Source organism: Streptomyces sp. NPDC002130 (assembly GCF_040296465.1).
Classification (GTDB): domain Bacteria; phylum Actinomycetota; class Actinomycetes; order Streptomycetales; family Streptomycetaceae; genus Streptomyces.
In genome coordinates, this window is record NZ_JBEOXI010000261.1 from 1 (window position 1) to 11,051 (window position 11,051).

The window sequence follows — 11,051 nt, forward strand, 5'->3', positions numbered from 1 at the left end:
TCCTCGGCCACGTCGGCCGCGGGTCAACTTCGACGGGCCCCACCGCTAAGGGTGGGGCCCTTCGACATCGTGCCCGGTGAGGCACTGGCGGAGGATACGAGATTCGAACTCGTGAGGGGTTGCCCCCAACACGCTTTCCAAATGTTCGTCTGGGGATTCGGGGTTGATCAGCGACGTTCTGACCTGCGACGGAATGCGGCTGAGGGCAGGCGGCGGACGGTGCTGAACGGCAGCGAATGCAACCAGAACTGCAACCACCAGGGCTCAGTTCCTGCTCACGCTCTGCGCCAGGCGCTGAGCAGTTCCTCGGGGCCGTACACCGCCTGAAGGCCGGAACAACCGATCCCGCTGCGGGAGACCGCCACGAGTGGCACCGGCTCGTCGGTGATCGCTGCCCGGTGCTTCTGCAGCGCGGCCAGGTCGTGGCTGTCGAACGCGGAGTTCTCCAGCCACTTGACCGAGCCGAGAAAGAGCAACTGCTTGGCCACCGGCTGCCGGTCGGCGCCCACCAAGTCGATCTCGACGTCGTTGCTTCGGGTCCAGTACCCGCCGATCGCCGGCGCGGCGGGCAGGAGCCCGTCCGGCAGGAGGCGGGCGAGGGATTCCCGGACCAGGGGCTCGATCGCCCGGCCGCGCCAGCTCGTCCACTGCTCCTTGATCCGGCTCAGTGTGAGGTCTCCCCGCATCCGTTCGATCTCCGCCATGTGCGGATCCAGAAACGCGAGCCAGAACCGCAGGTAGGGGTCGGCCACTCGGTAGCGACGTTCCTTCGACGGTCGCAGTGAGAGTGGCAGCTCGGCGGCCACGACCCTTTTCTCGGTCAGGACGTCAGTGGCTCGGGTGAGAGTGGTGTGGGCGATGCCGCCGGCCGCGCGAGCGATGTTGGTGAAGGTTCGCTCCCCGGAGCCGATGGCACGCAGGACCTCCCTGCTCATCGCCTGTGGTGGGAACTCCGCAGCCAGAGAACGCTCGGCGGAGACCAGCAGCGCCGAGATCGGGTTGTCCAGCGAGTCGCCGAGAAACTCCCAGACATCCGCTCCGGCCCGCCACTCGGCGCAGATCAGGGGGAGACCCCCCGTGATCAGCGCGGCGTCGAACGCGGCTGCCGGTGACAGGCCGAGCATCTCGCCGATGTCAGCAGGGTTCAGCGGACCCACGATCATTTCCCGGCCCCGCTGGTGGAAGGGGCGGTCGTAGCTGTTCAGAGCCTCCATCATCGACAGATCGGATCCGACCAGCAGGAGAAGCACGGGCTTGCGGCTGAGCAGCCGGTCCCATGCCCGCTGAAGCATCCCCTCGAAGGCGTCGATGCGGTCCATGAGATACGGAACCTCGTCGATGACGACGACGCTGGGGGTGTCGTCGGGCAGGACCTCCGCAAGGAGTCTGAATGCTGCGTTCCACTGATCGGGGGTCTCCTCCGCGAACAGCCTCCGCTCCGGCAGAGTGGACCTGGCAACGGTGTCGAGCAGTTCCGACAACTCGTCCTCCGCTGTGCCGCCCGCAGCGGTGAAGAAGAGGTACGGAGTCTCGGTCCGCCGGAGGAACTCCTCGACGAGGCTGGACTTTCCCACCCGCCGTCTCCCCCGCATGAGGACGCACTGCCCCGGCTTCGCCGACCCGACGGCATCCTGCACCGCCTGCAAAGCGTTGCCGAGCACGCGCAGCTCACGGTCCCGCCCGATGAAGCGGCGCACCTCAACCTCCCGGGATGAATAGTATCGGCAGAGATACTATCTCCGTCGATACTATCTCCTCTCACTCGGGCAGGTAGCTCATGACGCTGTGGATTCGGGAGAGGGTGAAAACGCGTTCCTCGTCTCGCAGGTGGCACCAGGCTTCGAGGTAGGGCGGGTCGAGCATGAGGCGGCTGAGGGTGCGCACCGTCCTGTTCCCCGAGGCGGCGACGTACTCGACGGTGATGGATTCACCGGTATCAATGGCATGGGCGAGCTGACGGACGTCGTTGTACGGCAGGTGCTTCGCCCACCATGCGACGATCTCCTCGGTGTCCGTGGCGAAGGCCGCTCCTCCGTCGAACGGCGCGGGTTCGGGAGGCGTCGACGGGGCCTTCAGCAGCTGGACCGCCAGGATGCCCGGGTCTACTGCGGCGGCTGCCTTCGCCCCGCCTGTGGCAGCGATCCGGGTGCCCCATGCGCCTGTGCCGCGCGGAGCCGGCACGGCACCGGCAGCCCGCTGAGGCCGGGTCTTCTCGATCCGTACCGTGCCCTCGGCGGTCTCGGCGACGGGGGCGTATCCCTCGGCCCGGAGTGTGGCGACAGTCTTCGGCCTGGGCGGCCTTGCCGATCCGGGCCAGTTCACGCGCACCGATCCCGCCGGACTTCAGCCGGGCCGGCGCGGCCGCAGAGCACGCCGACAGGACCGAAGCGGCGTGCGAAGCGAATACCGTGGCCGCGGCGGACGCCTCGCGGTCCACCTCTGCCGGGGTGACAGACACCAATCGTGCGGTAGGCGGGACGGGCTCGAACGGAGCGTGCCAGCCCGGCCCGCGCAGCGCGAGCGCCACCTCGGCCGGCATACGGGCCGGACCGTAGCCGTGACGGTCCTGGACCAGGAGGCCCCGGTCCAGCGCCCATCGCTCGCCCGGTTCGAGGCTGCGGCCGGTAGTGCCGAACACGATGAATTAACTGAGACGGACAACGTCGAAGGGCCCCACCGCGAACGGGTGGGGCCCTTCGACATCGTGCCCGGTGAGGCACTGGCGGAGGATACGAGATTCGAACTCGTGAGGGGTTGCCCCCAACACGCTTTCCAAGCGTGCGCCCTAGGCCTCTAGGCGAATCCTCCGCTGGGAACATTACATGACCGAGAGGAGTGCTCGCGAACTCGTTCACCGCCCCCGACATCAGGTAACCTTGGCGCAGCCCCTCACGCGGCGCTATCTGACTGAACTCCCCCAGGGCCGGAAGGCAGCAAGGGTAGGTTGGCTCTGGCGGGTGCGTGGGGGGCGTCTGCGTTCCCGGACGGGATCTCCCGGACCGGACTTCCGGGATCGGACTGCCGGACCGGATCTCCCGGCCGGGTCCGGGCCGGGCCCGATGTCAGTGGGCGCCTATAACCTCGTATGCGTGTCGTCTCTCGCTCTGTACCGCCGCTACCGCCCCGAGACCTTCGCCGAGGTCATCGGGCAGGAGCATGTCACCGACCCGCTGCAGCAGGCGCTGCGGAACAACCGGGTCAACCACGCGTACCTGTTCAGCGGGCCGCGCGGCTGTGGCAAGACGACCAGCGCGCGGATCCTGGCCCGGTGTCTGAACTGCGAGCAGGGGCCGACGCCCACGCCGTGCGGGGAGTGCCAGTCCTGTCAGGACCTCGCCCGCAACGGCCCCGGTTCCATCGACGTCATCGAGATCGACGCCGCTTCCCACGGTGGCGTGGACGACGCCCGTGACCTGCGCGAGAAGGCCTTCTTCGGTCCGGCCCGCAGCCGGTACAAGATCTACATCATCGACGAGGCCCACATGGTCACGTCGGCCGGCTTCAACGCGCTGCTCAAGGTCGTCGAGGAGCCGCCGGAGCATCTCAAGTTCATCTTCGCGACCACCGAGCCCGAGAAGGTCATCGGGACGATCCGGTCCCGGACCCACCACTACCCCTTCCGGCTCGTGCCTCCCGGCACCCTGCGTGAGTACCTCGGCCAGGTCTGCCAGAAGGAGGCCATCCCCGTCGAGGACGGCGTGCTCCCGCTCGTCGTGCGGGCCGGCGGCGGTTCCGTGCGTGACTCCATGTCGGTCATGGACCAGCTCCTCGCGGGCGCCGCGGCGGACGGTGTGACGTACGCCATGGCCACCGCCCTGCTCGGATACACCGAGAGCTCGCTCCTGGACTCCGTCGTCGAGGCCTTCGCCACCGGCGACGGCGCTGCGGCCTTCGAGGTCGTCGACCGCGTGATCGAGGGCGGGAACGACCCCCGCCGCTTCGTCGCCGACCTCTTGGAGCGGCTGCGCGACCTGGTGATCCTCGCCGCCGTCCCGGACGCTGCGGAGAAGGGGCTCATCGACGCCCCCGCCGATGTGATCGAGCGCATGCAGGCCCAGGCGGGCACCTTCGGCCCCGCCGAGCTGAGCCGTGCGGCCGACCTCGTCAACGAGGGCCTGACCGAGATGCGCGGCGCCAACTCGCCCCGTCTCCAGCTCGAACTGATCTGCGCCCGCGTCCTGCTCCCCGCCGCCTACGGAGACGAGCGCTCCGTCATGGCCCGCCTCGACCGGATCGAGCGCGGCGTGAACTACTCCGCCGGTCCCGCCGGCATGCCCGCCATGGGATACGCACCCGGGCCGGAGGGCCACGGGGGAGCGGCGGCCGCTCCGGTTCACGCGGGCGGCGCTCCGGTTCAGGGGGGCGGCGCCGCTCCGGCCCAGCTGGGTGGTGGCGCTCCGGTGCCACCGGGCAGTGGCCCGGCCGCGGCCCGTGCGGCGGTCCGTGCGTCCGGAGCACCGGGCAACGGTGGCGGTGGCGGTGGAGGCGGTCATCCTGCGCCCGCGGCCGGCTCCTCCCCTGCCGCCGGCTCCTCCCCTGCGGCCGGCTCCGGCCCTGCGGCGGCGGGCCAGGGGACGCCGCCGTCGGCACCAGGCACGCCCCCGGCTCATTCTCCGGCTCCCAGCCCCCAGGGCGGGCCCTCCGCCCCGGACGGGCCGGACACCGCCCGGACCCCGGCCGAAGCCCCGGCCGCCTCCGCTCCCGCGGGACCCGCCCAGTCGGCCCCGGCCCAGTCCGCCCCCGGCGCCTGGCCCACCGCCGCCTCCGCCGGAAGCGGCGGCCGTCGCCCCGGCGGCTGGCCCACGGCAGCCTCGGGCGCCCCCGCCCCGAACACCCCACCCGCGAACACCCCACCCGCGAACACCCCACCGGCGAACACCCCGCCGGCGAGCGCCCCCGCGCCCAGCAGCCCACCGGCGGCCCAGCCCCCGGCGCCGGCCCCGACGGCCCCGGCCCCCGTCTCCGGTCCCGCTCCCACGGGCGGCGGCGGTCTCGACCCCCGCATGCTCTGGCCGAACATCCTGGAGGCGGTCAAGAACCGCCGGCGCTTCACCTGGATCCTGCTCAGCCAGAACGCCCAGGTGGCAGGCTTCGACGGCACGACCCTGCAGCTCGGCTTCGTCAACGCGGGCGCGCGGGACAACTTCCTGAGCAGCGGCAGCGAGGACGTGCTGCGGCAGGCACTGGGCGAACAGTTCAACGTCCAGTGGAAGATCGAGGCGATCGTCGACCCGTCGGGCGGCTCCGCACCGCCCGCGCCGGGCGGCCCCTCCGGGTTCGGCGGCGGTGGCGGCTACAACGCCTCCGGCGGTCCCAACACCGGCAGCCATAACCCCGGCGGTGGTGGCTACAACTCCGGCGGCGGATACAACGCGGGCGGCGGTACGGCCACGGCCCAGCGCCCTGCCCCGCCCCCGTCGGCTCCCCCGGCCGCTCCCGCCCAGCAGTCGAGCGGCCCCACCCCCGCCGCGACCTCCACTCCGGCCTCCGCGCCGACCGCCTCCGTCCCCCAGCCGTCCGCCCCGCAGCCGCGCCACGTCTCCGTCGAGGAGGACATCCCCGAGGACGACGACCCCGACCTCGACGAGTCGGCCCTCTCCGGCCAGGAGCTGATCGTCCGGGAGCTGGGGGCGACGGTCGTCGAGGAGTTCACGAACGAATAGCCCGGGGTTCACGAACGAACAGCCCGGCCCGCCCCCATGCGGACGCCACGGCAGCTCCGGCCTGTCTTGGAGGAACCTCCAGCTCAAGATCCCCCCTCCCTTCGGAAGCCCGCACAAGGAGAAGCCGGCGTCTCCCGTTAGGCTGACCCCCGTGAAGGTCCTCGTCATCGGCAGCGGCGCCCGCGAACACGCCCTGTGCCACTCCCTGTCCCACGACCCCGACGTCACCGCGCTGCACTGCGCGCCCGGCAACGCCGGCATCGCCGAGGTCGCCGAGCTGCACCAGGTCGACGCCCTGGACGGCGCCGCCGTGACGGCGCTGGCCACCCGCCTCGGCGCCGAGCTCGTGGTCGTCGGCCCGGAGGCCCCGCTGGTCGCCGGTGTCGCCGACGCCGTGCGCGACGCGGGCATCCCGGTGTTCGGCCCGTCCGGCCCGGCCGCGCAGCTCGAAGGCTCCAAGGCCTTCGCGAAGGACGTCATGGCGGCGGCCGAGGTGCCCACGGCCCGGTCGTACGTCTGCACGACAGCGGAGGAGGTCGACACGGCCCTCGACGCCTTCGGCGCTCCGTACGTCGTGAAGGACGACGGACTCGCCGCCGGCAAGGGTGTCGTGGTCACCGACGACCTCGAAGCGGCCCGGGCCCATGCGGCGGCCTGCGAGCGCGTGGTCATCGAGGAGTACCTCGACGGCCCCGAGGTCTCCCTGTTCGCCGTGACCGACGGCGAGACGGTCGTACCGCTCCAGCCCGCCCAGGACTTCAAGCGCGCCCTGGACGGCGACGAGGGCCCCAACACCGGCGGCATGGGCGCGTACTCCCCGCTGCCGTGGGCCGACCCGAAGCTGGTCGACGAGGTGCTGCAGACCGTGCTGCAGCCGACCGTGGACGAGATGCAGCGGCGCGGCACGCCGTTCTCCGGCCTGCTCTACGCCGGTCTCGCGATCACCTCCCGGGGTGTCCGCGTGATCGAGTTCAACGCCCGGTTCGGCGACCCCGAGACCCAGGTCGTGCTGGCCCGGCTGAAGACGCCGCTGGCCGGTCTGCTGATGGCGGCCGCCACCGGGAACCTGGCCCACCTGGAGCCGCTGCGCTGGAGCGACGACGCGGCCGTGACCGTCGTCGTCGCCTCGCACAACTACCCCGGCACCCCGCGCACCGGCGACCCGATCACCGGTCTGGACGAGGTCGCCGCCCAGGACGCCCCGCACGCGTACGTGCTGCACGCCGGCACCCGGCAGGAGGGGGACGCCGTCGTCAGCGCGGGCGGCCGCGTCCTGTCCGTGACGGCCACCGGCAAGGACCTCACCGAGGCCCGCGACCGCGCCTACACGGCCGTCGGCCGCATCCGCCTCGACGGCTCCCAGCACCGCACCGACATCGCCGCGAAGGCGGCAGGCGCGTAACCGACGCCCGCGCCCGGCAGGCAAACCACGCCAGGCAAACCACCGCCGCCGATGAACCCCACAGGCCCCGGATCCGTCTCAGGATCCGGGGCCTGACATATGGGGAAGGCGGAGCCTGACGGTGGGAGAGGCGATGGCCAGAGGTGTGGGGGAAGCGGTGGCCGGAACTGTGCGGAAGACGGGGGCCTGATGCTCGCTGTGCGTCATCCACCTTTCCCCAAAGCCATTCCATCGGGTGACCGATGCCGTATCCGGCTGACGGGGGGCGGAGCCCCAACTAGGGTGCGGCGCAAGCGTTCCGGCACTTGGCCCACCGGCATTGCGATGTCAGTGGCGGGTGCCACAGTGGGGGAGTGAGCAAGGCAAGCATCGGGTCAACGGGGAGGGGGTGAGGTCGGTCGTGACCGGAATGGGTGTGGAAGCAGGCGCGCAGGTCGCGCGGGCACGCGCACTGGCCGTGCTGCGCATCCGCAGTCGTGCCCTGGCCGTCGCCCTGCTGCCGGCCGCCGTCGCCGTGATCCTGCTCGCGGGCGCCGCCGGTGACCGCCTGGAGGGCCCCGTCTGGGGCGCGGCCCGGGCGGTTCTGACACCGGTCGCGGCCCTCGTGCTGCTCGCCGCGGCCGGGATCGCCCTGGTCGTCGCCCGGGCCCGGCCCGCCATGAGTCCCACCGTCCCGGTCACCGAGGAGGCGGCCCCCGACCTGTACCGGATGGTGCGCGACCTCGCCGACCGCCTCGACGTCCCCGCGCCCTCCGCGATAGCGCTCACCCCGGACTGCGACAGCTGGCTGGAGGACCGCACCCACCCGTCCCACGCCCCGCCGCCGGTCGAGGAGCACCAGGACATAGCGGGGCCGGGGAAGCAGGCGCACCGCCGGCAACCCGTCGCGCCGGTCCTCGTCATCGGCTCCCCGTTCCTGTGGTGGATGCGAGTCGGCGAGCTGCGCGCGGTCCTCGCCCCGGTCATCGCCGGTACGGGCCCCTCCGCCCACCCGGACATAGCCGCCGCCCGGCGCTTCGTCCGGGGCCTGGACGCCGCGGTGGCCGTGGCGTCGGCGCCCCGCCGCGACCCGCTGTCGCGGGCGGTGCTCGCCGGGGTCGGCTGGGTGGCCCGGCTTCTGCTGCGCAGCTGCCGGATCCATGCCGCCGAGCTGGAGCGGGGCGTGGCGGCCGCGGCCGCGGAGCGTGCACAGGCTGTGGACTACGGGCTGCGGATCGTCGCCCAGGAGCAGGTGGGCCTGGCCTACGCGGGCTGGGACCGGCTGCTGACCCGGGTGGCGCTGCCGGCCTGGCGGATGGGCCGCTGGCCGTCCCGGCTGGACGCCGGTGTGGTCGCGGCGCTCACGGAGCTGTCCCGGCGCGACCGCCTGGCCGAGGGCTTCGCGTCCCGCCTGGGTGAGCGACCGGCCTGCGATCTGCTGGAGGAGCCGGGCACGGTCGACGAAGCCGCCTCCCTCCTCGCCGCCCGTCTCTTCCACGGCGGCCCCGCAGGGCCCGGGCCAGACTGGTCGCCGGTGGACTGGAGCGAGTATCCGGACGAGGTGGTGGACCGCAAGTGGCGCCTCGACGCGGCCCGGCTCCACCGCGTCCTGGACGCGATGGGCGTCCGCCCCGCCACCGGCCCCGCGGCTTCCGCCACCGACGCCCCGACCCTGTCCCGCGTCCTCGACCACCTCACGGACACGGGCCCTGCGGGTACGACAGAGACCACCGGAGCCGGCAGCCTCGCGACGGACCCGACAGCGGAGCCGACATCGGACCCGACGGTGGACCCCGCAGCACACCCGACCGGTTCCAGACCGGCCACGGCACCGCCCGAAGCCCCCGGCACACCCAAGCCCGGCCCCGGAGGCACCACCGGCACCACGAACACCACGAACACCACGCCGGCCACCACCGCCACACAGGACCCCCTCGACGACGAGGACCTCTCCGGTACGACGGCCCCCAGCGCCACTCTCGCCGCCCGGCTCAGCGCCGAACTGGCCAGGGAAGAAGCCGCTCCCTCCCCGGCGACGACCCCGACGCCCGCCTCGCCTTCCCCCACCACCGACCTCGCGGCCCTCTGGGACGACCGGGCCCTCCCCCTCTTCCCGCTCCAGCCCCCGCGCACCGCCCGAGAGCTGCTCGCCGACCACCTCACCGCGATGGTCTGCTGCGCCGCGATGGACACCGCCGGTGCGACCCCGGGCCTGGACTGGCTGGACGGCCCGACCCTCCTCGTCGACGGCGAGCGCACGGCCGATCTGGCGCCCAAGGTCCTCTCCCTCATCGAGGACGGCGACGCCACCCCGCTGCGGGTCTGGCTGTCCCAGCTCGGCATACGTCCGGAGAAGCCGGTCCGTCTCGGCTGACCACCGGAGCTTCTGCTTCCGGTTCTGGCCAATTCAAAACGAACAGTGACGAAGTGCGCGCGTTATGTGATGTGCTTGGACCGTTCGCGTGTATGGCAAGAGCTTGCGACATACGACAAACACATAAGCGCGAAGGCGTCGCACGCACCGCAAACACCACAGAACACCGCCCGCACCACAGAACACCGCCCACACCACAGAACACCGCACCGGCACGCATCACCACGGGGGCCAAGGGGAGGGGAAGCGATCATGGGTTCGGAGCAGATCCGCCGCTGGGAGTCGGGAGCGCTGGCGCATGCCGTGACGGATCCCTTCGGGCAGGGCCCCGTTCCGTGGCTGCGCGGCAACGTGACGTACTTCGACGACTCGGGCCAGGTCGTCCCCTGGTACGTGGACCAGGACGCCTCCCACCCGTCGAAGAAGGGCAGCCGCTCGGGCGGCCCCCGCGCGGCCGACGACGTCAACCGCCAGATCAAGGGCTTCACCTCCACCGGCGCGGTGGCGCCCGGCGAAGCCATCGACTTCCACATCACCGTCGACCCGCCGCAGCAGTTCGCCGTCGACATCTACCGCATCGGTCACTACGGCGGGGACGGCGCCGCGAAGATCACCACCAGCCCGCGGCTGTCCGGCATCGTCCAGCCCGCGCCGCTCACCGCGGACCGTACGGTCTCCTGCCACCACTGGTGGCTGTCCTGGCGGCTGCAGGTCCCCTCGTACTGGAACATCGGCGCGTACGTCGCCGTCCTCACCACCGCCGACGGCTACCGCTCCCACGTCCCCTTCACCGTCCGCCACGACCAGCCCGCCGACCTGCTGCTCGTGCTGCCCGACGTCACCTGGCAGGCGTACAACCTGTATCCGGAGGACGGGCGCACGGGCGCCAGCCTCTACCACGCCTGGGACGAGAAGGGCCGGCTGCTCGGCGAGTCCGAGGCCGCCACGACGGTCTCCTTCGACCGCCCGTACGCGGGCGCGGGCCTCCCCCTCCACGTCGGCCACGCCTACGACTTCATCCGCTGGGCCGAGCGCTACGGCTACGACGTCGCCTACGCCGACGCCGGCGACCTGCACGCGGGGCGCGTCGACCCCACCCGCTACCGCGGTCTGGTCTTCCCGGGCCACGACGAGTACTGGTCGGTCGCCATGCGCACCACCGTGGAGCTCGCCCGCGACGCCGGCACCTCGCTGGTCTTCCTCTCCGCGAACTCCATGTACTGGCAGGTGGAGCTGGGCCCCTCCCCCTCCGGCGTCCCCGACCGGCTGCTGACCTGCCGCAAGCGCCGGGGCCCGGGCAAGCCCGTGCTGTGGCGGGAGATCGACCGGGCGGAACAGCAGCTCATGGGCATCCAGTACGCCGGGCCCGTGCCCGAACCGCACCCGCTGATCGTGCGCAACGCCGGGCACTGGCTGTGGGAGGCGACCGGGGCGCACGAGGGCGACGAGATCGAGAACCTGGTCGCTGGCGAGGCCGACCGCTACTTCCCGCGCACCCCGCTGCCCGAGCACGAGGAGCGCATGCTGCTCGCCCACTCCCCGTACACCGACAAGGAGGGCGCCCCGCGCCATCAGGAGACGTCCCTCTACCGCGCACCCTCCGGCGCCTGGGTCTTCGCAGCAGGAACGTTCG

General features: G+C 72.2%; 6 protein-coding genes, 1 tRNA gene and 1 other RNA gene. 5 read left to right on the forward strand and 3 right to left on the reverse strand.

Annotated elements, in window-relative coordinates; genetic code table 11:
* Nucleotides 1-275: 275 nt before the first annotated feature.
* The 3 genes from ABT116_RS34030 to ABT116_RS34040 form a co-directional block, all read right to left on the reverse strand.
* Nucleotides 276-1,697, reverse strand: coding sequence for an ATP-binding protein (locus tag ABT116_RS34030; RefSeq protein WP_351641793.1), 1,422 nt, complete (start codon nt 1,695-1,697; stop codon nt 276-278).
* Between the two features lie 61 nt (nt 1,698-1,758).
* The gene (locus tag ABT116_RS34035; protein ID WP_351641797.1) at nt 1,759-2,322 is read right to left on the reverse strand and encodes a WYL domain-containing protein; all 564 of its coding nucleotides are present in this window, start codon (nt 2,320-2,322) and stop codon (nt 1,759-1,761) included.
* Between the two features lie 398 nt (nt 2,323-2,720).
* A tRNA-Ser gene (locus tag ABT116_RS34040) sits at nt 2,721-2,808 on the reverse strand.
* Between the two features lie 73 nt (nt 2,809-2,881).
* Here ABT116_RS34040 and ffs point away from each other — a divergent pair.
* The 5 genes from ffs to ABT116_RS34065 all read left to right on the forward strand — a co-directional run.
* An RNA gene (gene ffs, locus ABT116_RS34045) (signal recognition particle sRNA small type) lies at nt 2,882-2,976 on the forward strand.
* A gap of 113 nt (nt 2,977-3,089) precedes the next feature.
* A complete protein-coding gene (locus ABT116_RS34050; RefSeq protein WP_351641800.1) occupies nt 3,090-5,663 on the forward strand; it encodes a DNA polymerase III subunit gamma and tau in 2,574 nt (857 codons plus the stop codon).
* Between the two features lie 151 nt (nt 5,664-5,814).
* The gene (gene purD / locus ABT116_RS34055; protein WP_351641802.1) at nt 5,815-7,065 is read left to right on the forward strand and encodes a phosphoribosylamine--glycine ligase; all 1,251 of its coding nucleotides are present in this window, start codon (nt 5,815-5,817) and stop codon (nt 7,063-7,065) included.
* A 409-nt stretch (nt 7,066-7,474) separates the two neighbouring features.
* Complete coding sequence (locus ABT116_RS34060) at nt 7,475-9,418, forward strand: hypothetical protein (RefSeq protein ID WP_351641808.1); 1,944 nt, start codon at nt 7,475-7,477, stop codon at nt 9,416-9,418.
* 252 nt (nt 9,419-9,670) lie between these two features.
* Nucleotides 9,671-11,051 (forward strand): N,N-dimethylformamidase beta subunit family domain-containing protein (locus tag ABT116_RS34065; protein WP_351641805.1); only part of this gene is annotated, 1,381 nt, incomplete at its 3' end.